Genomic DNA, 21,601 nt, shown 5'->3' with positions numbered 1-21,601 from the left:
GGAAATCCTAATGAAACTTCAGTTCCTGCACCAAGAAGGCATTGCCGCAGCCACTGCATACGAAGCAGAACGCAATCGGCTCAATAAAAAGCTCGAAGCCCAGGTTGAGGCTCTCAAGTTGGCTCAAGGGGCCGCAGGAGACGAGGCCTGCAGTAACGTCCGAGATTTCCTTGCTCCCCTTGAAGACCATTTCGTTGAAAAGATTCGCGAGGCGAGTGCGCGCCAAGACGAGATCGGCTTTGCGGACTACCAGCTTTATAACTTCGCTTACAACGAGCTTCGGGAGCAAGTGCTGAATCTCCAGCTGGAAGCACTGTTGGAGCTGAAAAGCGCTGGAGGGAATGCATGAGCACCACCGCCAGCCACTTGAAAAAGATTCCCCAGCCCCCGCCGGCCTGCTGCTCAGCCTGGTGCCGGTCGTGGTCATCGCCGTTGGGTCGCTCTGCCTCTTCGGCATCGCCCAGCACGTCCAACTCAACTGAAATCGAACACCTGATCCGGGAGGAAAACAGTCATGCGCAAGATCATCAACAAGCTCTTCAACATCGCCATCTTTGGACTCGCAATCTTCGCTTTCGACAAGGCCAGCGAACGCTTGGTCCGCATGGGGCAAATCACCCGGGGCTTGACCCAGCAGGTCGGTTATTCGGGGCCCATGGCTGGGATTCCCAATGGGATGCCTGACGACATCGACTGGTAAGCGCTCAAATGGAGGATTACATCTTCAATTTTTCGCTAGTAGAGAGGCTGGATATGCCGGCGTTGAAGTTAGCGTTCCGGGTCAGGCAGTTGATTGGGATCCTCACCCACAAACGCCCGGTCGAGTTCGCTAAGGCGTAGGACAACCGCGCAAACACACCTGCGAGCTGGTGGGCAACAAGCGCTGGGTCGAGGTTAGGACAGATCTTTTTCAACCGCTTGTCTGCGAGAACGTGGATGAGGGTTGATTTAAAGAAATCGAAATTAATTGCACTCCGATTGCTCAGTTGGATTGCGTCCTTGCCTTTCTCTCTAAGAGCGCGTAGCCATTTTCAAGCGTCTCAATATGCTGAAATCCATGCGCTGATAGAAGTCTTCTCATCTCGTTTGAGGCTGGGAGTAAACGGGCAAATATCTTCTTACCCTGGGCATCCAGGTGACTACAGAAAAAGCGAAGAAGTTCTGTCATAACTCCATTTTTACGATGCTCCGGCGATACCGCTGCAAGCCAGATCTCATTCACTCTAGCCGTATCGATCTCAAGCACGCTGGTCACAATAAAGCCTACTGGTGAGCCATTGATTTCTGCGATGGTCATCTGGGCGGGGAACACTTTTCCGTTCGAGTCCTGGCGGCTGCCCTTTAAGTGAATGCTTTCCAGATTGGCCATGAGGCCGGCCTGGGCGCGCGGATCTAACAAACCTGGCTCAAAGTGTCCGCTCCTGACTTCTGAAAGCAGTAGTTTGTGTGCAAAGAGGCAGTCGTTGCCTCCGGCTGAACCTCGGATCGTGATCTTCAAGATATGGCTCCTTTCATCGGTTGGCATGGATCTTTGTTTCGCAGTCGAAGCCCGTGTTGAGTCGCCTGGCTCTACGTTGCTCAGGGCCAACGAGTTGCAGCAAGACCCTCCTCCGGCGCTGAGTGCCGCCTGCACAAGGGCGAGCGACGCTTCTGATGCCCGACGATCCGCTAGTCCGATAGGCGGAATGCGAATACGCAAAACTAGCTAGCGGGCTTGGCCGCCGCTTCGGCGCGTTTGTTGAACTCCTTCGTCCAGTCAAGCATGGCTTGCACGTCCGTCAGCAGATCGTCTGGCTCTGGGAGCCAACTGGGGGTGTCCGTGGGTTGCGAATGCTCAAACGCGGAGTATTTGGTCATCATTCCGTCGATCAAGGCACAATCAGCAGGCGTGATCGCGTTCAGTCGCTTGAGCTTGTTGAGCGTTTTGATCTCTCGGCGGTAGCGGTTGACGATGCCGGAACAGAGGTCGTCTTCCACGGACCGCTCAACCAGGATTCGGAAGTTGCTGCAGGCGGCCTTCAGGGCCAGCTCTTTCAAGGGGGCATCCAACTTCTTGAGTTGCCCGATATCGTTGACCATGTTGCCAAATCCCTCCTTAGGCTTCAGCGAAAAGCTATTGATCTGCGCCGGCATGCCGGTTCTGCTGCCATCGCGTGCGATCGATTCCACCACGACTTTGACCGCGGACTGATCGAGCTTGGCCCGTTGCTCGGCGGCGTTCTGAAGGAGGACCATCAGTGAAAGCCGATGAGTGAGCACGATCACCTGCCGATGCTCGGCCAAGTCCACCAGGCGTTTGGCCGCCGTCTCCTCGTATCGTTGATCCAGCGATGAAATCGGGTCATCAAATATGACGGGCAAGCCGCGGTCGGCACCGGTGGCATCGGCAAAGAACGCGGCCAATGCAACGATCCGCTGCTCCCCTTCGCTGAGCACGTCCCTGTTTTTCACCGGTGAGGTGGAGTCCTTCAGCTCGATGTAAAAGCTGTAGATGCCTTTCCCGGACGACTTGTGACTCATTCGCACCGGAAGGTTGCCGCCGCCCAGGCCTTGAAGCTCTGCATTGAATCGGTCGCAATACCCTTGAGCCAGCTCCAGCCTTCCAATTTCATTGCTCTTTGTCGTCAGGGGCCCGGTTTTCGTCAAAGGCAGGGCTTTCGTCAAGATTGCCAATTCCTTGAGGCGCTCTATTTCAACTTTCACCGCCTCAATTTGACTCGCAAGCCATTCCTGCGCCTTGAGCTCACGCAACCGTGCTTCTTTCTGAGCGCGGCCAGCGGGGTCCAATAGGGTAGCCAGCGCGTCGCGTTGGCCCGTTGTTATGGCAATGGTGGATGCGAGCGCGTCTGCCCATAGGGACCAGCCAATCGCAGGAACGTCTGACAGGGCGATCGCATCGCCCATGGCTTTGATTCTGGCGTTGATGCCCTGGGCCAGGGACGTGGCTTGCTCGTTGTCCAGGCCGACGGCTGCGCACTGCGCCTGCCAAGCAGGAGTTGTCGCGTCCTTCGGAACGGGAAGGGTCAGGGTCGCGAGGGTGACCTCGGCGGCCTTGGCTTCGGTTTGAAGGGTGGCGTTGAGGTATTCCTCAAAGCTCTTGAGCCGTGCCTTTCCCTCCGCCTCAAGTGGCTGTTGGCAAAGGACACAGCGTGCGTCATCCTCCACATGGGGATAGGCATGCTCAGGATAGGCATGCCCCGTTGAGTAGGCTTTGGCGGCCTCCCAAAGCGTCTCCCAAACCGTGTCTCCCAAGCCCTTCAAGGGCATGCCTTGGATGAAGGACGTTGCGTATGCAGTGGCGGCCTGCCGCTTGTCCGCTGCGATCTTGCGCGCCCCGATCAGGCAAGCCGCTTTCTCATCGCTCAAGGCTTCCGCCAGCTCAGCCATGCTCTCGGCAGATACAGCCAGTCTACCCAAGTTGGCAATGGCCTTTGCGTGTGCATCAGCAGGATTGGCTTGCGCAAGCGCCGTTTCCAATGCCAGCCGCTCTTGGAGCAAGGCATCAGGGAACGCGCATGCCTTGGTTATCGCGTCGTGGTCAAGAGTAGGCTTGAGCGACTGGAGAAAGCGCCCGGCTGTGGTCTGGGCGTGCTCTACAGGCGCCTGAAGATGGCTGTGGAGCTGGGATGCTCGGTCTTCCAGGCGTTTTCCAACCCGGTCAGCAATGGTGATGAGCGCACCAACGAAACGCATGGAGCGGGGGAGGTAAGTGGCCTCGCTTGGGGTGTCGCCAAGCTCCATCGCGGTTGCTGAGTCGAATACCGGCACCGCGGCGAGCTTGGGGTGAGGGCCTGAAGCCGCTGCCCATGATAGGTCGGTGGTTGTAGAAGTCCCGTCGATCGCACTGGACGTGGTGATGGTCACTTGAGCAGAAGCGGATTGCTGTGCATCGCGGAACACGTTGCCGTGGATCATTCCCTTGGCGCGTGCACCGCACATGTGTTTCATCAGGCGCGCGTAACCGGACTTGCCCGACCCATTGGGACCGTAAACGACGGTCATGTGCCCTTTCGACAGGCCCAGCACCGCGTCCGCTCCAATCGCGTTCACGCCACGGATATCGGACATCGAATCTACGCGCAAAGTCCCGGCGCTGGGGGTTCCCAAGATGACGCCAGGGGCCAGAGCGGGATGCTTGGCGGCAAGGGTTTTGGCCGCCTCTTGCATGCAATGGTCGGCGAGTGCGTCGATTTCCTGTTCGTTCGGATTGCGCCGGTCTCGCACCAAGCAGTCTGCGGCCATTCGCAGCCAACTGGGCCGGGTGTCCAGCCAGCTCTCCAACGTCACGGGCGAAACAACCCCATCCTTCTGCGCCATGGATCACATCCCCTGTGTTTGGCGGTGAGCCAGGAAGGCTCCGTCCCCTTCTTCAATAGTGATGCGGGTCACCTTTGGGGGCAAGTCGGCGGTGGTCGTAGGCTCGAACGAGCCATATCGAACGGGGGGATGTGCCCAATCTGGGATGGGATCAGGGGGCTGGATGCTGATGCGCAGCGAGGATCGATGCCAGCTGGCGGTTGAACGCACGGGCTTCTAGCGCCACGGTCTCCCATGCTCGCTCGTCCGCATTCGCTCGCTCCTTAAGCCCGCCGAGCCAGGTTTGGGCGCTGAGACGGATGGGAAGAGGTTCACCGTCTCCGGCGGCAGCATGGAGGGCGTCGAGGGATGCGAGATTGAGTTCAACCAAGTTGACTTCGATGAGGGCCTGCATCTGCACGGGGACAGCGCGTGGTGATTCAACCCCTTTTCCTAACCACTTTTTCAATCGCTTCAACATCGCTGCTCCTCCATGAGCTCCAGAAACTAGGACCCTGGGGGCTCGGTGGCGACCCCTTTGCTCTTCGCGTATTGCCGAACCTTCGCCAACAACTCTCGCTGCTGCTCAGGATCCAGCCTGGACATCACCAGCAGGGTTTCGGCAATCAGATCGTTGGTCGCATGGAAATACGCCACTGGCAGCCCGAGCGCTTCGCCCAGCTTTTCCATGCTCTCCAAGTCAGGCATTCGATCGCCTCGCTCGTAACGACTAATCCTGGGAGCCGCGGAATTCTCCTCATCCAACCCAAGCACGGCCCCCAAATCCGCTTGTGTCAGGCCCTTGGCAAGCCGGGCCTCGCGCAAGCGACGGCCGAACGTGTGAGCAGGGGCTAGAGGAGCAGGCATGGGAGATCAACGGATCAGTAACGACCCCACAGTCTGCCGCTTCCAATGCTGCACTGCATTTGCCAAAATTGCAAATAAACCGGAGTGACCGGTATCAGGGGGACGCATGAAACAGACGATTGCAGCCATGGCGGTAGTGATGGTGTTGGCCAGCGGGACCGCTGGAGCCCAAGACGGCATTTTGGGTCGGATCGGCAAAGGGCTGATGCAGGCGGGCAAAGACGCGGCTTCCGCGCCGGCGACGAAGCGCTACCTGGAGCCCGCGGGCACTTACTGGGACGATGGCGACCCGCCGGTCGTGGACGGATACATCCGCGTTCGGTGGGGCCTTGCGGCCACGGCCTCTGGAGGGTTCGATCTCTGCGAAGGCAACCTGTTTGCGCAGGTCAAGGCGGGCTACGCCATAACGTCTTCAACGCGCACCCTGTGTATTGGCAGCTGGCAGCACCTCTTTCAACGGTTGGGGCAGGCCGGAGACCCGGCGGCCGCCTTCGAGGCAAAGGCGCGGCAGTTCGCTGCCACGGACCTTTTCTACCTGCGGCCTCCCATGGACGTGGAGATCGACTCGAAGACCGGGATCCTGCATGCCTACGCGAAGATCTTCGACAACGCCTGGTATCCCCACTCCCCGGGGTTTTTGCCCACGGCAGTGGTGGGTGCATCCCCGCTGGGAAAGGGGGCCGCGGTGGTTGGGGTGGAGCACGGAGGCCGTTACCACGCTGCCTTGCGCCTGAAGCCTGAAGACGTGGCTGAACTGAACCGCGTCGGGCGTGACGCCACCGGGGACCGAATCTTTTTCAAAGTGCTGAAGGGTGGCCTTCAGCCCAACGGCTTGCCAGACATTGTGTTGCAGATCGACCGCCTGGAGATCGGCTACAAGAGCCAGGTCATCGGCATCACCCCCTCCAAAAACAAGGACGCATGAAATGAGCCGAAAAATGAAGCTTGCCGTAGCGCTCACCGTGTTGGCCTTGGCGGGGTGTTCGGGAGACAAGGGACCAACGAACCAAGACGCCGTCAAAGCGGTGGAGGCTTACTTCACCCAGCAAGGCAAGGAAGCGACGCTTCAGCGGACATGGCGCTTTGAGGTGACCGACGCAGGTGATCTGTCGCTGAAATGCGAGAAGAAGCCAAATGGCGACCACGCTTGCGACGTGTCGGGAATCGTCATCGGCTTGGGGCACTTGGGAGGGCAGCCCACAAGCCAGGAAGGAAAAGAAATGAAGGTGAAGATGCACGTCACCTTCCGACCGCAAGGCGAGGGGTGGCAGCCGGTGGAAGTGAAAGACGAAGGGACGTCCGCAGGCTAAACGCCTGCACGCCATCGTCTTGACTGCACACGGGTTCCGATCAAGCGTGCAGCCAAGATTACCAGGGAGAGAAGATGATGACTGCTTACGCACCGCAGCCCCGCATGATGGCCCCACCTGGGCCGTCTCAGATGATTCTGTCGCTCGTGATCTTGGGCCCGTTGGGGCTTGTCGCACTGGCAGCGGGATTGGAAATCATGAAGCGCGATTTCTTCATTGGCCTGGTCTGCTGTGTGCCCGGTGTGCTCGTCTTTGCGTTCTTGGCCTTCTGCTTCGCCCTCCATGTTCGAGCCCAGCGGCTTTGGGGCTGGCACGTCCAAACCGGCCGTGTGCCGACGTTCCGCCCGCACGGCTTCCTGAAGGGGGCGGCGGTTGGCACGTTGCTGGGCGGCGGCTTGGTGATGTCGGCGGCGTGGCTCGGTTTGCGGTTGATGGACGACCCGCTCTACGGGACGTTTGCCAACTACGCTTTTTACGGAGCCTTCCTCTACGGATTGCCGGTGTTGGTTGTGATGGCCGTGGTGGCCGGCTGGGCGAAGCGGGCGTGGGATCGCACCGCGCTCCCCAGATAACTCATGCCCGCTGGCGTCGCGGCGGGTGAGATGGGCAAGGCGTAGCTTTTTGCCAAAGTCGGCGGAAGGCTGCATAGTCTTGCACACATTCACAATCAAGCATTTAGCGGGCATCCCCATGGCCAAGAAGGGCACGGCAGCCAACGAAGCTCTCTTTGAAGAAGACTACGTGCTGCGGTCGCTGGGGCGGATTGGCTATGACCCAGACATGGCCCTCACTGAGCTGGTAGCTAACACGTGGGATGCGGGGGCGGCCAAAGTAGGTGTGATCATCCCGGCGGAGACGGGTGGGTTGCTGTCGGTTGAGGACGATGGCCATGGAATGACCGAGGACCAGTTTCGTAAGCGCTGGATGACCTTGGGATACAACCGGCAAAGAACCCAGGGGGAGAACGTCCAGTTTCCCTCTGAACGCGACGATTGGGTGCGCATGGCCTTTGGGCGCAACGGCATAGGTCGCCACGGTCTGTTGTGCTTTTCTGATCACTACACAGTCGAAACCTGGACGAACGGCGTTCTCTCGACCTTCGTGATTGGGACCAGAAATCAGCCGTCGCCGTTCTACATTCATAGTCATCACGTGGGCAGGCGGTTGGGCCACGGCACCCGGTTGTTGGTGGAAGTTGAACAACACCGCCCCGATCCAGATCGGATCAGGACGGTTCTGTCGGGTCGCTTCCTGCACGACCCGCAGTTCATCGTCTCGGTGAACGGCCAGTCAGTTCCTCTGTCCCAGCATGAAGGCCTTCTGGAAGAGCGCAACATTCAGGTCGAACGCGGATTCAGCGTCACCGCCTATGTGGTGGACACGACACGCACGGCCAAATCCACGCGCTACCAGGGCGTAGCGTTCTGGGTGAGCAATCGGTTGGTGGGTCTGCCGAGTTGGACAGTTGGGCCAAGGGCCGTTTTGGACGGGCGGGTGCGCTTCGCGAAGCGCTACGCCATTGTGATTGAGTGCGGAGCGGAGTGGCTATCAGAAGTCGAACCGGACTGGTCGAAGTTCAAGGCCACGGAGCGCACTGAGCACCTTTTCAAAGCGATCAATGACTATGCCCAGGAAATGGTCGAAAAGCTGTCCGCCAACCTGATCGAGGAAAACTCCGAGGACGCTCTCTACAAGAATCGAGAAGATCTGCGGACGCTCCCACGACGTTCCATGCTTGAAGTGGCCCAGTTCACAAAAACCGTAGTGCAGGACCAACCAGGCATATCGCCGGAGACCCTCAGTAAAGTGGTCAAGGCGGTGATCAAGATTCAGAAGGGGCGCAGCGGTGCAAGTTTCCTCGACAAGCTGATGCAGCTGGATGAGCATGACATCGACGGGCTGGATCGACTGCTTGGGCAGTGGACTGTGGAGGATGCGCTTACCGTTCTGGATGAGATCGACAGTCGTCTGTCCATCATCGCCGCCATGGAGAAGCTCAGCGGCGACCCGGAAGCGGACGAACTGCATACCCTCCACCCGCTTGTGACACAGGCGCGTTGGCTGTTCGGACCGGAGTTCGATAGCTCGGAGTATGCGTCGAACAACACTCTGCGCACGGTCGCCACCAGCCTATTTAAAGCGAGAAAGGTAGATCAATTCTTCGCCAATGCTGCGAAACGCCCGGATATCGTCGTCCTCGCTGATGCCACCATCTCGATGGTGGGGACAGAGAGCTTCGATAGCGCGAGAGACCATCTCGTGATGATGCGCGATGTCTTGCTCATCGAGTTAAAGAAGGGGCGCTCTGAAATAGGCCGGCCTGAGATGAATCAGGCAGCTGAGTATGTCGATGAGCTTGTCTCGAGTGGCGGCATTGAAGGGGTTCCGTTCTTCCATGCGTTCGTTGTCGGTCATTCGGTGGCATCCAACATCTCGACGGGAACTGACCGGGAATACAACGGTTCGCGGCGCGGTCGCGTGACGGCGACTACTTACAACCAGCTCGCATTGACGGCGAATCGTCGCCTCCATGGGCTCAAGGCAAGAATCCCCTCCCGATATGAGGAGGTTTCAGGTTACGAGCTTGTCCAGAAGGTCATGGGGACGCCAAGCCAGGCATCGTTTGTGCCGCCGACTGAGTAGCTTCACTGGTCTGCCAATGAGTGCCACAACTGAACACCCGATCCTACCTGTAGCTCATACGGGCCCTCGGCAAGTTAGCGTAAGCGCCTGGTAGTCCACCCTCACTGGGCTGTAGAACTGCCGATACCAGCGGTAAGCGATGGCTTGGCCCACGTTGCTCTCAGTGCATGCAGGCAATCCAGCTTGGCTCCCATACCCGCCGTTGGGCGAGCACCCGGGCTGACCCGTGCAGGTAACGGAGGGGATGGACGTAACCGTCGCGGTGCTCGGCCACTCCCAGTGGTAGGGATTGTTCGTTTTCCCAACCAAGTCTGAGGCGCAGGCCTGACGACAAACCGCCATGGAAGTGCCCCCGCCGGTCGAGTTGTAGTCGCAGTAGTGCATGCCCATGTTGGATACGCACTCGAAGTCGTAGGAATAGGCGTAGGTGATGTTTCCAACGTCTCCCAACGCGTTGCACTGCTCTGCGTAGCTCGCTGACTCGCTGACGTTCGCCGGCCAGTTCCCTGGTATCGGGGCAGGGGTCTCCACGCGGGTCACCGGAACGTTGTTCAATGCCCATTGCAGCCGTGCACTCTCCGCTGGAGTCAAACGAACCACTGCGTCTGGATACCAGTATTGGTTCGCTGAAGACCCCGACGCAGGTGGAAGATCCACATAATCTGAGGAATACCACGCCGCCACCTGCAAGCTGCCATCGCTGCACCGCGGGGCCGTGGGCACGCACGTATTGACCGGATTGCGCCGGTTGCCCGTATCCGACCAGGCGGACCATCCCCCGACGTTGGGCAATGGAGCCGTGGTGCGTCCAGCAGGGCAGGCGTAGGTGATGTCCCGAGAATGGACCTGCTCCCATTCCTGAGACACGTTCCCGGTCATCCCGGAAGGGCATGACCCCGTGCGAGTGACCCACTGGGCCTGCGTTTGCCGCTCGTTGGTAGGGCATGCCTGGCAGCTGCTGGCAATCGTTGCCGTCACCACAACAGGCCTGGCCCACGCCTCCGGATGCGCCCACGCCGCGTCGGTGTTGGGATCAACGCCTTCGTCCGGACAAACGGTCCGGGTCCGTAGCGTTTCCGTCCCCCACGTTCCCGCCGGGCACGTGCTCGTCTGCGTTTGTGCCTCTGCCTGCTTGCAAGGCACCAAGGCCGGTGGCAACGGGTAAGGAAGGCCAATGAGCGAGGGCTGCGGCACCAGCGGGATCGACGCGGCCGGGGGCGGGGCTGGGACTGCAGGAGGAGCCGGATGCGACATGCCGGGCAAAGGAGTGCCGGGTGCGCCTGGCAACGCATCGCCCACGTCTGGCGCCGAGCCAATCGGACCAACCGGCATCGCCTGCGGGGGATCAAGGGAAGAACGGGCCGGTGGAACGGGTAGATCAATAAGGGCGGCCACAGAGCCACCGCCGGCCAGGCCGGAATAATAAAGCACCTCCAGTCGCTGGCCTCCTTCCTCACACGCGGCCGCCAGCGTTGGCACGTCCAGCTGCCCGCCCGTGTTTCGCTTCGCACTGGTGTTGTCCACGATCACGTCCAGCACGTTGGGATCACCGGCCATCGTCGAAAGGAAGGGCGCGCAGGCGCGGCGAGGCACGCCGGTGAATGCCACTGTGTAGCTGTCTCCAAAGCGTCGAACGGTAGTCGGTGTGATGGCGATGGGCCCGCCCCAAGCGTTGGTCAGCGCCGACACAGACGACGCTTTCCGGAAATCACTGGGGGCCAGGTTGTCCTCCACCACGCTTGACGCACTGACGTTTCGATAGGTGCCAATGACGCCGTAGGACCGGTCTATCGCGCTGGACAAGGCGCGCAAGTTCTCCACGTCCGTTGCTACAAACACGCGCGTCTGAACCCGGGGATAGAAGATCAGAGCTGCCGCTCCTATGGCTGCGCTTGCGCCCAGCGCGATGAGCAGTTCTACCAGGGCAAAACCGTGGGGAAGGAAGGGGCGACGGCGCTGGAAAGAGACTGTGTTCATGCTGTCCAGCATGTGACAGGAGACGGATTTGGCAAGTCCCTCCCGCGATTGGATGTTTTTAGTCAAATATCTTTCAAATCAGTGGGTTGACAATCGTTGTGTGCATGGTTGCATGGGTTGAGTCGGTTTAATGGGTAAATCGACCAACTCATAAAAGGATGCGCCATGAAGGTATTTACGATGAGCTCGATCGACGCGATCACTGATGTGGCGTCGTTTCAGCTCCTGACCCCCAGCCTGACGTGCGATCGTTCAAACGGCTTGGACCGTCTGGTCAACAAGCGGCAGCGCGTCGTCCGTTTGGCCGCCAAAGCCCGCGCCGAGCGCCGCTGGAAGAACGAACGGGAGCGGTTCGCATGAGCGCCTCAACCGAGAACCTCATCCGGGCCATCCAAACGAACGATTCGTTGGCCTTCTACGGCTGGTTGCGCGCGCTCCAAGGAACCCCGGACCTGGATGCCGGCGTGGTCGGTGACCCGGGTATTACCCCTTTGGCGGTGGCCGCGGTCATGTATGCCAACGTGCTCAAATCAGACCGCCACCGAGCAGGCCGGTATGCGGCCATGGTTGCAGCGCTTCTGGATGCGGGAGCCAATCCCTTGGTGCGGACCGGTGAGCGGTTCGTCGTTAAGAGGAACCACCTTGGAAAGCTGGAACAGCGCCGTGTAGCCGATGGTAAGACGTTGGCTGAAGTCTGCGAGGGCGTCCTTGCCCCCGCCATGCACGCCTGGTTTGCGCGCCACACCGCGGACCGGATGAACACCGAACTTCACCGCCACCACCCGGCGTTCGTTCAATCCCCACGGCACATCGCGGAAGTCGCATGAAGCCAGAGTCGGCGGCTGCTCGCCGCCGAAAAGCGTTGGGGAAGAAAAGGCGGGGTGGGCCGCGGCTCCCGCCGGGCCATGGTGGCGCTGAACCCCAGACGTCTGCATGACAACGCTCCACTAGCTGCACAGGGCTTGCGGGAATAGGTTTGCATCGTAGTGTGTTGCATAACCTACTCATAAAAGGATTCCGCGCGATGCGACTGGTTGTTTGCTGCTTCAAAGGGGGCGTGGGACGCACCACGCTTTCACTCAATCTGGCGGCCGCCTTTGCCAGCCAGTCCCGCGTCCTGGTCAACGATCGCGATCCGCAATGCGGTTCCGTCGCATGGGCCGCTCTCTCTGACGAAACGCCGTTCACCGTCGGTCGTTCCTCCTCCCCAGGGTTTGACCTGGAGATTCAGGACCTGCCGCCCAGCGCCCCGGTGAAAGATCAGCTTCCAGACGCGGATCTCTACATCGTCCCGACTCTGCTCGATGGTGGCAGTTTTGTGGTGTATCTACGCACGATTGACACCCTGCAGCGACAGGGCAAGGCCTTCCTGCCAGTGGCCAATCGGGTCAACATGAAGCGTGCAGAACACCGCCGCCGGCTGGCAGACCCGAGCCTGGCCGGGGCCATCGTCATCCCCGAGCGTGCGGCCTTGGCGAGCTACTACGAGCTGGGCGAAACGGTCTTCAGCATGAGAGGCGCAGGCGTAGAAAAGGCGCGGGAGGACATTTTGAGGGTGGGTGGAGCTATCCAAAAAAGGTTGACCGACGCGCGGGGGACTGCATGATGGAGGCCCCGTTGCTACCCCTGCCTGACCTCATGGCTGCCAAGAAGTCCCCCACACAGAAATCCACGCCCAAGAAGTTGCCGGCCCGCAAGAACCTGGCAACCGCCGCCAAGGTGGTGCACTCCAAGCCGAAGCGGGAATACGCGCCACTCATCAACCTAAGGCAGTTCTCCGAAGAGGAGCTGGCCGAGCTGATGGTGGCCGCCGGCGATGCTTCGGGTCGCAGAACGTATTTCGACTACAGCGAAGAGGCGCCCTACACCCGATCCGGGCAGAGGATCTACCTGGAGGTGGGCCGCGATTCAACGATGTTTGACTACCGCGACGAGAACGGGACGCGTGTGGAGCGAACGATGGTCACCGTGCCGCCGAAGCTCCGTGAGCAGATTCAGGACGTCACCGGGGAAGAGCAGCCTATCGTTACCACAGCGATCATCGCGTTGGCTTCCTGGGCCTGCCAGGAGCTCAAAAAGAGCAAGCGGCGCTTGGTGGTCACAACAGCGGCCGATGACTTGGATCCGGTGCGCAAGCAGGTCCGGAAGGCCATCGTCGCAAAAAGTCGAAAAACTCGCTGATCCCTCCACGCAATGGCCGTAGTAGGCGATCGAGCCCCTCAGATGGGGGTGTTTTTAAATTTAGCAGAGGCAATGGAAGATGCTCATCAGCAATGAACCTGCGGTTGTTGCACTGGGAATGTCACCCGAAGAGGCGGCTGGGCTCGATAGGGCATTGGCTGAGGTGAGGCGGGTGCTGGGCCCGTTGGATGCCTATATGGCCACGTATGCAGGCATGCGAAATCCCACGCTGATTCTGGGCAGGAAAGCCGTTGACGCGTGGAAAGGAAATCCGCTGCTGGTAGTTAGAAGAGTGCGTAACAGCCATGTGCTGGGGTTCGCAAAGTCTCAGAAGAGTGGCCGTCAAGTGCTCCAGGGGTTTTTTGAGACCGGAAGCTGGAACGATTTAGTCAAGCAAGAGGTCTACCCTCTGGAAACTCTTGCAAAAACGAGCTCAGTATTCGCATCAAAAATGAAACGGCTTGGCAGCTGGTTAAAGAAAGAACACGGGAATCTTTACGAAATCTGGATCAAAGGCGAGTCGTTGATGCCATCTGACTACCTGTCGGATGATGGCCACAATGAGCAAGGCTCTCTTCTACTGCGGGAACTTCAGCAGCTTTCTTCAGAACCTTCCATTACCACGCGAAAGCAACTGATCGATGCGCGGTTAGGTCAAGGAAATTTTCGGCAGGAGGTGCTTGATCGCTGGGGCCGGCGCTGTGCCGTCACTGGGTGCACAGTGGAGCCATTGCTTCGCGCCTCGCATGTTCAGCCTTGGGCATACGTGGTGAAAGCCAATCAGTCGCTACCGGGCGCGCCGGATCCACGTCTGGATCCTGACAATGGGCTGCCGCTTGTGGCGACCCTTGATGCGCTGTTCGATTCGGGCTTGATGACCTTCGACGACGATGGTCGTGCGCTTTTTGCTGACGCTTTCATAGAAGAAGAACTCATTGCAAAAAGGCTCATTCCTGCACAGGCGCGTCTGAGAAGCTTGCCCGGTGATGTGTTGAAGCACTACCTCCAACTCCATCGGGACGAGGTATTTCAACGGCCGAGGGGGAGCGCGAGGCAGGGCCGGGCCGCCGATTAAAGCCAGCTCTAGGCCGACGCGGAATGGCGGCCATGGCGAGCGCCACACCGCCGCATAGTTGGATCTCCGTGTGCTTGATGAGGTGGGTGAGCCGTTCGTTTCCGATGCCTGGGCAGCGGGGATCTCGCTCACCTAGGCCCTACGGCAGTTGGTGGACCGGTGCCTGGACCAGAATAGGTGAACGGTCGAAGCGCGCTCATGTGCGATTGGAATGCTGAGCTATTGCTTCAATGTGCTTGGCAAAGCACGTTTAGAATATTCGAAAGGAGCATCAATCTTGGAAGATCTTCGACGACAGTTGGTAGAAATTACCTTGACCTGGGAAAGGGCATTCGGCAATGCCCCATCCATCACATCGGCTCTGTCCGAGCATGATGCTGCCGTGCTCCTGGGCTGTCCCCTGGCCGATTACTCCACAAGCATGAGGGCTGCAACGGCAGTCCAACGGGGCTACGACTTCGTCTACCGAGGCCTGCGCTACCAAGTGAAGGGAAACCGGCCTAGTGGGAAGCGTGGGAGCGCGGTGACCTGGGTGCCGAAGCCGAGAAACTACGACTGGGACCGGTTGATCTGGATCCTCTACAACCCTGCCTACGAGGTCCAGGAGGCCTGGCTCTGGGAGGTAGAGGACTACAAGCTCCGCTTCGATGCGATCCAGCGGCTAGGGCCGGCGCACATGCGCTTGGGGAAGCCACTTGACGATCTGATAATCTCAGGTGACGGATCATCATGGAGCGGTAGATGAGTAATCAGGTTATATACGACGAGTTGATTAAGCTGCTTAACGAGATCGACCCTTTTTATAAATCAGGGAACTCGATTCCTGCGGAAAGAGCATTCATTCCTATAGCTGTATGGGAGCGTTTCAGAGCTCTTATAGAGCGCATTCAACTTGAAGAGCATACGCAACACGTTAGTTCTGAGGAGCGTCCAATTGATGCGATCAAGTTCCCAGGAAAGCCTGACATTTCTAGCGCGAACCAGCGGGCTCAAGGTGGCTATTCGGATGGCTGGAATGATGCGCTTACGGAAATCCGAAACATCAACACGCGTAGGCTCTAGTCCCATCAGCGAACGCTGTATTCCGAATTTTTAGGTGGCGTTGCCAACACTACACGGTTGGCTACCTCATCGTGAGGGGGGGGGCTCTGCGAGCCACGAACCCTGGCCTAAGCGGGCCGGAGAGGGAACGCCTGGTCCACGAGTTGATGGACGCGCGGCGGGCCGTGAAGTCAGCGAAGTCCAACGGGGACGAGGAGGCACTGGCCGCCGCCCGGCGTGCCGTGGACAGCGCGAAGAGGGCATTAGGCGAACGGTGCCCGGTGTGGTGGGCGGATGGGGATCCGGATTGGAACCGGCGCCTGGTGAAGAACTCCCCCTATGCGGGGTGGTTCAACCAACAAGCCAATGGCGAGGCCGAGGCCAGCGAACTGTAAGATGTGGGCTTACACGGACTTCCGCCTCATGCGTCAGGGATGCTATAGCCATGGCAAGGAACAAGCCCATCGACTTCCCCGTGCTGCTGGTGGAGGCAGACACTACCGGTGTGACCCGAGACGATCCGATCATCCACGTCATGTGCGTGCTGGTCGAGAAGGGGGAGGACGGCAAGGCGCATCCTGCTGCCATGTATACCGGCTACCAGGAGGTGGCCAGGCCATCTTCGGAAGAGGCCTTCAAGGCACACGGCATCCCAGATGAGCGGCTGAAAGGCGAGAGCCTCGACGTGGAGCAGATCCGCGGTCTGGTCGCCCAAGCCGGCTCAATCGTGTCCCGCAGCCCACGGTTCAACGCTAAAAAACTTCACACGCTCGTGCCCGAGTGCCTGGAGAAGCACTGGTTCCCCTATCCTCACCGTATACAGAACTGGCGCTGGGAGCATTTCCCGGCCGAGGCTCGCATGGCGATCATGTGCGGGCAGGTGGAGAACGACGGCTATGGAACCATCCATCACCTGTCCGAGCTCCTGAAGATTGAGGCCAGCTCATACGAGGTGGTGTTCGACGAGGACGGGCCGCAGACGCTCACCGTCAAGTTCGGGAGGCGCAAGGTGCTGGAATGCTTCCCAGAGGCCTTGCTGAAGTGTGTAGAAGGGGATCGGTTCCGCTTCCACGGGAAGGAGGGCTACGACTTCATTACCGCCTACTGCGACTCGGGCGATGCCTACCGTGATCGCGCCTTCCGCTTGCAAACAACGCCTTCGAACCTGGCGCTGTCTGGCACATGGGCCTACTTGCAGAAGATCAAGGGCAACGAATACGTCATTGGTGCATAGGCCCGCATTCCGCGCCGAGCGTTAGCCCGGGCTCTCGTTTACCAAACGCGCCCAGGCAGTCTGTAGAGATCTAACCTCATCGGCCCAAGCCCCGTATTCGTCCAGCGGCATAGGGGCCTCCAAGCCACGCTTCACACGCTCCAGGTATTTGGCCTTTCGGGCCACCGCTTCGCGATACAGCAGCTCCGCTTCCTCCAGCCTGTCGGCCCGTTTCGCGGCTTGCAGTTGGGCTAGCCGGCGAACGGAATCCGGGTTCGTGGACAGCACACGGGGAGCATACGGCAGCGCCGGGCCGCCGGTCATCGGAACCCGCTTGTGGTTGCTGACAGGATCCTGCACTCGGTGACGCCAGCACTCCCGCCAGTCGTCTACGTCCACCGGGCCATCGCCTGGCACATCCAGCTCCACGACGATCCCATGCGCCTCGATGAGCGCCCATACGGCAGGCAAGAACCCGCTCACCGGAACCCGCAGAAGGGTCACCTGGCCCTCTGCCAATACCTCTGCACCGTCCCTCATCCGTAACGCCAGCTTGCTCTCACCCACTGCCTGGTCATCCCCGGCTCGGGTGCTCCAGCCCACCAAGCACGCGCGCTCCCCATCCACCTCACCGGACCACGCATAGACCCGGAACCGGGGCTCGTCGAAACGAGCGGACAGGTGGGCCAGCAGCCGCTCACGGTTGGCGTGACGGCTCAATGGGGTGAAGTGATTTTCGGCATACAGCAATGCAGCACGCCGCCGCTCCAGCAGCAAGGCAACCCGGTCAGGGTGTGCTGACGCCTGCCACTCGGACCACCCCACGATATCTCGCATGCCCTTGGCCGCGGCGCAGGGACGGCAGGCAGGCACCCAGTTCTCCACCACGCCAGCGGGGCCGCCCAGTTGCGCGGTGACGAGCGGCGTAGCAGTCCAGGACTTGGAAGAGGACAGGTCCAGCGCAGCGGAGCAGAAGGCGCAGGCGTCGCCGAACTCCGCCAAGCCCGCTTTGCGTTGCCACCCATTGGCCTTGCCTTCCAGCGGGGCATCGGCTCGGGCGATGGCATTCAAGAACGGGGTCAACTCAAGCATGGGAAGCCCCCAATCCGTTCAACGCAGACCCAGCACCCAGCACCCAGAACGCAGAACGCAGAACGCAGAACAGGGGCAGAGGTGCACTGCAGGAGCCTGAAAAAGATTTGACTAAAACGCTTTTCCGAGCCTGTCGAACGCCCCCAGCAACCGCCCAACAAAAAACCAAGAGCCCGCTTCGCTGATCCGGTCCCAGGCCAGCACTGGACCTCAACACGCTGATCGAAGGCCGAGGTGCAGCGAACGGAAGCAAGGACAAGCCGCTTGACTAAAGCGGCTTGTGTCAACGCTTTTAGGGCACCCAAACAGAGCGCCGAAACCCCAGCACTCGTCCACCCGAACCCCCATGAAGAGTTGACTAAAACGGATGGAGTCAGGGCTTTCCGAACACCCGAGCAGCACTGCAGAACTCCAGCACACGCCAGCCAGACCCCAAGGAATCGCTCAACGGAAACAGGGGTGACAGGTGGGGCGGGGACATGGGGGCTATCGGGGTCTCTGTTACAGAAGGAGGGGCCTCGCTGATCGTAGGTGAGCAGGGTGACGCGGGCTGGGGCTGGATGGGTTGCAGGGGCGAGGCGAAACGCATTGGGCGGCAGCGGTGGAGCAAAGGCCAGGGTCATAGGGGTCTCCAGGTTGTCTTGAGTGAAGGGCTTTCTCATACAACTACCGGGGAAAAGCGGAAGAGCAAGAGCGGTGGAGCGAAAACTGGGGGGCGATTGCGAGGAACCGATTTGTCTCCCTAGTCACCGTTAAAGGTTTTCCGAAAGGTGAAGGGAGTGGGGCATACACAAGTCGCACCTCCGGTGTTTTCCGGCCTGGCTAGAAATGCTGCGCGTTTCCACCCATGAACGCCTTGCTACGCCTTGTTTTCAGACTTGGCTAACAACCTAGCCAAGCGTTGCGATGAAAAGTTAAGGAAACCACTGGGAATCAAAAGATTCCCGGCTTAGCCCACTTGCGCTTCTTAAATCCTCTGCTAATCCATTGGGTATGGATATTTATTGCAGGGGGATAAGTGGTTCGCCAGTCGCTATTAACTAAGTCTTTCAACATCGCCAGTGATGAGCTGGAGAACGCACGGCATTGCGCGCGAGAGATGGGAATTTCGCTCAATAAGTATCTGCGCCTGGCTGTTCTCGAAAAGAACCGCGGCGAAGCGCTGGGATTGGAAACTTCAAAAACGTTGAGCCAGATCAGAGCCACCGTTCGCGATTCGGAAAGCCGCAGTGCCCTGGCACTTGAAAGCTTCATGGCGGACCTGCGAGCCGAGCAGAGCGCGTCGAATCACGAGAACAGAGATTTGGTGGTGGACACCCTAAAGGCGTTCTCCCAGTTCCTGTCGCCATCCGAGCCATCCAAAGAAAGCCCGCGCAAGTCCCGGCCAGAAGCGGCGACGGCGCCCTCCAACCCCACCTCGACCGACTGGCAGCGCTACGCCAGCGGCTCTTAACGCTTCCCCCACTGCCTCAAAGGAGATCTATCCATGAAACGTTTTGCACTCGCTCTCACCATTGCCGCATTGCTCGCCCCGGGTCTGTCGTTTGGCCAAGACACCGCGCCCGAACCGCAGAAGACGACGGACAAGCTGCGCTTGTTCAAGGCCGGCGGCATCGGATGCCTGGCCGGCGGTGGCTTGGCCTATCTGACCGGAAAGAAAGACAAGGCGGCAGTGGCATGTGCTGCCGCCGCCGTAGTGGGTGGCATTGCCAGCTATCGCGCCCAGGTCAAGGAAGCCCAAGAAGTGGCAGATGCAGCGAAGGCTGCTGGCTTGGATGCTCAGATCCGCGTTAAGACCATCCAGACCCAGGACGGGCAAGCAGAGGCGTTGGACGCACTGACCATTCGCTACAAGCCCGAGGACATGGCGCCGGTCAACCAGAAGACGTCCGCAACTTTGGACAAGCTGGCCGCCCTGATCAAGCGTTCGAACATTCAACTGACGGTTCGGTTCGAAGGCGGTGACCTGGCTGTCTGTCCGATTCCTTTTGATGAGCTGCAGAGCCGCGGTGCCCTGAAAGGCCACAAGGCCGAAGTGGCATGCGGAGAGAACGGCGAGCCGTTCCTGATCCGTGTCACGCCGATTCCCGACGTTCGTTGATGCCAGCCGTGGACCGGGGGCGTGAGCCCCTGGTCCAAATCTCTCTCAATCTCCTGGAGGAACCATGAGCAACAACCCATCCCCTGAAGAGCTCCGCCGCCTCCAAGAGTTGGCTGAAATGTTTGACGACGGCCCGGCAATGCCAGGGACGCCGAGCCCTGAGCGGTCCGCTCCTTCGCCAGGCGCAAGCGAGGTCATGAACGCTGCCAAGCATTGGGGCCGCGTGTTCGGGAACAAGGCCAAAGAGATCTCAGAGAAGGCGGTCGAAAAATCCAAGGAGGCCCAAGACGCCATCGCACGCCGGGCAGCAGAGGCCAAGGGGAAGAAGGAAGCAGAGCGAGCGCAAAACGCCGCCGCCGCGATTCCATCCGCTGCGCCTGCCGGGCTCCTGCTGGTTGAGCCCGAGACGATTTCACCACCGGTTGTGACGGAAGCCACGGTCGAGTCGGAGGACGAGACAGCGCTGCTTGAGCGACTGGTTCCAATGGAAGCCAAGGCGCTTCGTGAGAACCCCGCAGTCGCTGCATTGATCTACGACGGGATGGGCACGCTCCCGCAGTTGCGCGACCTGCCCGATGAAGTGGTGGACCCTGTCACCGCTGATCAGCAATCCCCATCCGTGCCCGAGAGTATTCCCCAGGGGGCGCCCGCCGTATCAGCAACGCCAGACCATGCTCCCAACAACGTGCCGAGCCGGGCGAAGGGCTGGCAAACCTTGGCCGGGGCTGCGCTTGTTGGCCTGGTGCTTGCTGGCGCTACGGCATGGTGGGTCACTCGCCACGATTCCGAAACGTCGGCCGTGCCTGCGTCCACGCCAACCGCAGTGGCAGTGCCCCCGGTTGTTGCCACTCCGGGCCCGGCTCCCGTCGTTGATCCGCTGCCGGTGGCCGTGCCGGTGGAGCGCGGGCCTGCGTCAACCGTAGACGCAAAGGCTACGCCCCTACCGGTCGCGATCCTCCCGGTTGAAGCGCCGGCCACAAAGCCTGTCCCAGCGATCACACCCAATGCCAAGCCCGCACCCAAGGTTTCGATGCCCCCGGTCCGGCAAGCGGCAAAACCGAAGGCCTCCGTCGTCCCCGAGCTCCAGCCAAAACCCGATGGAACAAACGGATGGCAGGAAAAAGCCGATGGCGACATGGATGCATGGGCAAAAAAGGCCGGGATCAACTGATCCCCTTGCCGAAACCAAATGATCCATTACAAGTAGTGGGTATTTACACAAAAGGGAGGCGTTATGTTGGGTTGGTTGTTTCTTCCATACAAAAGAACGGGGGTTTCGTTTACCTCCCGCTTCATGCGCTGGCATGGCGAGAGATTCCTCGGTCGCCCTGAGGGCTTGGGTCTTCGGGGCACACTTCAGGATGTCCTTGATAGTTACTACTACTTGGCTGTGGACCGTCCGGTTCAAGAGCACAAACACGATTTCAAAACATGGCAGATCGACCAGCAGCACGCGGAGGAGGCCCGACTGGTGAGCAAGGCGGAGATTCCGAAAGCAACGTTCTTGGCCGTTGCCGCTGTCAGCGTGGTCTGTGCATTGGCCTCTGCTCCTTTCGCTGATTGGAAGGGCTCTCCCATTGGTCAGGGCGCTTCGCTGCTCAGCACGTGGGACGTAAAGAAGGGCAGCAAGGCGCTAGGAGCCTTGCTCGGCTTAGATACATCGCCTCAAGAGGCGAAGGCGATCGATGACCCAAAGGTCAGAGCGAATTGCGAGAACAAATATCGAGCGGATCGCTTTGCACAGAGTGACATTGTGTTGTGCTCGAGCGTATGGGACGAGTTGAGGGCTAAGGGGGGACAATGAT

Annotated in this window: 25 protein-coding genes; 19 read left to right on the top strand and 6 right to left on the bottom strand. The window is 59.7% G+C overall.

What is annotated here, in order from left to right:
* Positions 1 to 10 precede the first annotated feature (10 nt).
* Together ABQZ00_RS13610 and ABQZ00_RS13605 are read left to right on the top strand one after the other, a co-directional pair.
* A complete protein-coding gene (locus ABQZ00_RS13610) occupies positions 11 to 349 on the top strand; it encodes a hypothetical protein (protein ID WP_323538065.1) in 339 nt (112 codons plus the stop codon).
* A 165-nt stretch (positions 350 to 514) separates the two neighbouring features.
* Positions 515 to 700, top strand: a complete 186-nt coding sequence (locus ABQZ00_RS13605; RefSeq protein WP_323538066.1) for a hypothetical protein — start codon at positions 515 to 517, stop codon at positions 698 to 700.
* A 282-nt stretch (positions 701 to 982) separates the two neighbouring features.
* Here ABQZ00_RS13605 and ABQZ00_RS13600 read toward each other — a convergent pair whose 3' ends face one another.
* From ABQZ00_RS13600 to ABQZ00_RS13585, 4 genes are all read right to left on the bottom strand, one after another.
* Entirely contained in the window at positions 983 to 1,498 is a 516-nt protein-coding gene (locus ABQZ00_RS13600; RefSeq protein WP_323538067.1) for a GNAT family N-acetyltransferase, read from the bottom strand.
* Positions 1,499 to 1,701: 203 nt separating this feature from the next.
* The gene (locus ABQZ00_RS13595) at positions 1,702 to 4,317 is read right to left on the bottom strand and encodes an AAA family ATPase (protein WP_323538068.1); all 2,616 of its coding nucleotides are present in this window, start codon (positions 4,315 to 4,317) and stop codon (positions 1,702 to 1,704) included.
* Positions 4,318 to 4,468: 151 nt separating this feature from the next.
* On the bottom strand, positions 4,469 to 4,777 hold the full coding sequence (locus ABQZ00_RS13590) for a hypothetical protein (RefSeq protein ID WP_323538069.1): 309 nt from the start codon (positions 4,775 to 4,777) through the stop codon (positions 4,469 to 4,471).
* Between the two features lie 26 nt (positions 4,778 to 4,803).
* Complete coding sequence (locus ABQZ00_RS13585) at positions 4,804 to 5,163, bottom strand: helix-turn-helix domain-containing protein (protein WP_323538070.1); 360 nt, start codon at positions 5,161 to 5,163, stop codon at positions 4,804 to 4,806.
* A 106-nt stretch (positions 5,164 to 5,269) separates the two neighbouring features.
* Between ABQZ00_RS13585 and ABQZ00_RS13580 the strand changes: the two genes are divergently transcribed.
* The 4 genes from ABQZ00_RS13580 (at position 5,270) to ABQZ00_RS13565 (ending at position 9,116) form a co-directional block, all read left to right on the top strand.
* Complete coding sequence (locus ABQZ00_RS13580; protein WP_323538071.1) at positions 5,270 to 6,088, top strand: hypothetical protein; 819 nt, start codon at positions 5,270 to 5,272, stop codon at positions 6,086 to 6,088.
* Between the two features lies 1 nt (position 6,089).
* Positions 6,090 to 6,473: a hypothetical protein gene (locus ABQZ00_RS13575; RefSeq protein ID WP_323538072.1), complete on the top strand. Its 384-nt coding sequence runs from the start codon at positions 6,090 to 6,092 to the stop codon at positions 6,471 to 6,473.
* A gap of 131 nt (positions 6,474 to 6,604) precedes the next feature.
* On the top strand, positions 6,605 to 7,045 hold the full coding sequence (locus ABQZ00_RS13570) for a hypothetical protein (RefSeq protein ID WP_323538073.1): 441 nt from the start codon (positions 6,605 to 6,607) through the stop codon (positions 7,043 to 7,045).
* A gap of 118 nt (positions 7,046 to 7,163) precedes the next feature.
* The gene (locus ABQZ00_RS13565) at positions 7,164 to 9,116 is read left to right on the top strand and encodes an ATP-binding protein (protein ID WP_323538074.1); all 1,953 of its coding nucleotides are present in this window, start codon (positions 7,164 to 7,166) and stop codon (positions 9,114 to 9,116) included.
* Positions 9,117 to 9,170: 54 nt separating this feature from the next.
* Here the strand turns inward: ABQZ00_RS13565 and ABQZ00_RS23850 are convergent, their stop codons facing one another.
* The gene (locus ABQZ00_RS23850; protein WP_503064291.1) at positions 9,171 to 11,093 is read right to left on the bottom strand and encodes a type 4 pilus major pilin; all 1,923 of its coding nucleotides are present in this window, start codon (positions 11,091 to 11,093) and stop codon (positions 9,171 to 9,173) included.
* A gap of 165 nt (positions 11,094 to 11,258) precedes the next feature.
* Here ABQZ00_RS23850 and ABQZ00_RS13560 point away from each other — a divergent pair, with 165 nt between their 5' ends.
* The 9 genes from ABQZ00_RS13560 to ABQZ00_RS13520 all read left to right on the top strand — a co-directional run bounded on the left by ABQZ00_RS13560 (position 11,259) and on the right by ABQZ00_RS13520 (position 16,624).
* Positions 11,259 to 11,453, top strand: coding sequence for a hypothetical protein (locus ABQZ00_RS13560; protein ID WP_180313345.1), 195 nt, complete (start codon positions 11,259 to 11,261; stop codon positions 11,451 to 11,453).
* A complete protein-coding gene (locus ABQZ00_RS13555) occupies positions 11,450 to 11,920 on the top strand; it encodes a hypothetical protein (protein ID WP_323538075.1) in 471 nt (156 codons plus the stop codon). The genes ABQZ00_RS13560 and ABQZ00_RS13555 overlap by 4 nt, the downstream gene beginning before the upstream one ends.
* 197 nt (positions 11,921 to 12,117) lie before the next feature.
* Positions 12,118 to 12,699 carry a ParA family protein gene (locus ABQZ00_RS13550; RefSeq protein ID WP_323538076.1) on the top strand — a complete coding sequence of 194 codons (582 nt, stop codon included), beginning with the start codon at positions 12,118 to 12,120 and terminating at the stop codon, positions 12,697 to 12,699.
* 32 nt (positions 12,700 to 12,731) lie between these two features.
* The gene (locus tag ABQZ00_RS13545) at positions 12,732 to 13,274 is read left to right on the top strand and encodes a hypothetical protein (protein ID WP_323538077.1); all 543 of its coding nucleotides are present in this window, start codon (positions 12,732 to 12,734) and stop codon (positions 13,272 to 13,274) included.
* Between the two features lie 79 nt (positions 13,275 to 13,353).
* Positions 13,354 to 14,349, top strand: coding sequence for an HNH endonuclease (locus ABQZ00_RS13540; protein WP_323538078.1), 996 nt, complete (start codon positions 13,354 to 13,356; stop codon positions 14,347 to 14,349).
* A gap of 277 nt (positions 14,350 to 14,626) precedes the next feature.
* On the top strand, positions 14,627 to 15,094 hold the full coding sequence (locus tag ABQZ00_RS13535; protein ID WP_323538079.1) for a hypothetical protein: 468 nt from the start codon (positions 14,627 to 14,629) through the stop codon (positions 15,092 to 15,094).
* Positions 15,091 to 15,411 carry a hypothetical protein gene (locus ABQZ00_RS13530; protein ID WP_323538080.1) on the top strand — a complete coding sequence of 107 codons (321 nt, stop codon included), beginning with the start codon at positions 15,091 to 15,093 and terminating at the stop codon, positions 15,409 to 15,411. The genes ABQZ00_RS13535 and ABQZ00_RS13530 overlap by 4 nt, the downstream gene beginning before the upstream one ends.
* Before the next feature lie 26 nt (positions 15,412 to 15,437).
* Positions 15,438 to 15,785 (top strand): hypothetical protein, encoded by a 348-nt coding sequence (locus ABQZ00_RS13525; RefSeq protein ID WP_323538350.1) that lies wholly within the window; start codon positions 15,438 to 15,440, stop codon positions 15,783 to 15,785.
* A gap of 50 nt (positions 15,786 to 15,835) precedes the next feature.
* Positions 15,836 to 16,624, top strand: coding sequence for a hypothetical protein (locus ABQZ00_RS13520; protein ID WP_323538081.1), 789 nt, complete (start codon positions 15,836 to 15,838; stop codon positions 16,622 to 16,624).
* 21 nt (positions 16,625 to 16,645) lie between these two features.
* On the opposite strand, the gene ABQZ00_RS13515 is transcribed toward ABQZ00_RS13520, so the two are convergent.
* Positions 16,646 to 17,695, bottom strand: a complete 1,050-nt coding sequence (locus tag ABQZ00_RS13515; RefSeq protein WP_323538082.1) for a hypothetical protein — start codon at positions 17,693 to 17,695, stop codon at positions 16,646 to 16,648.
* Between the two features lie 1,018 nt (positions 17,696 to 18,713).
* Here ABQZ00_RS13515 and ABQZ00_RS13510 point away from each other — a divergent pair.
* From ABQZ00_RS13510 to ABQZ00_RS13495, 4 genes are all read left to right on the top strand, one after another.
* A complete protein-coding gene (locus ABQZ00_RS13510; RefSeq protein WP_323538083.1) occupies positions 18,714 to 19,148 on the top strand; it encodes a hypothetical protein in 435 nt (144 codons plus the stop codon).
* 33 nt (positions 19,149 to 19,181) lie between these two features.
* Positions 19,182 to 19,796, top strand: a complete 615-nt coding sequence (locus ABQZ00_RS13505; protein WP_323538084.1) for a hypothetical protein — start codon at positions 19,182 to 19,184, stop codon at positions 19,794 to 19,796.
* Between the two features lie 64 nt (positions 19,797 to 19,860).
* The gene (locus tag ABQZ00_RS13500) at positions 19,861 to 20,967 is read left to right on the top strand and encodes a hypothetical protein (RefSeq protein ID WP_323538085.1); all 1,107 of its coding nucleotides are present in this window, start codon (positions 19,861 to 19,863) and stop codon (positions 20,965 to 20,967) included.
* 63 nt (positions 20,968 to 21,030) lie between these two features.
* The gene (locus ABQZ00_RS13495) at positions 21,031 to 21,600 is read left to right on the top strand and encodes a hypothetical protein (protein WP_323538086.1); all 570 of its coding nucleotides are present in this window, start codon (positions 21,031 to 21,033) and stop codon (positions 21,598 to 21,600) included.
* Position 21,601: the final 1 nt, after the last annotated feature.

Source organism: Xanthomonas sp. WHRI 10204 (genome assembly GCF_040202875.1).
GTDB lineage: Bacteria > Pseudomonadota > Gammaproteobacteria > Xanthomonadales > Xanthomonadaceae > Xanthomonas.
The sequence above is the reverse complement of the archived record's forward strand: the minus strand, read 5'-3'. Positions and strand labels throughout refer to the sequence as shown.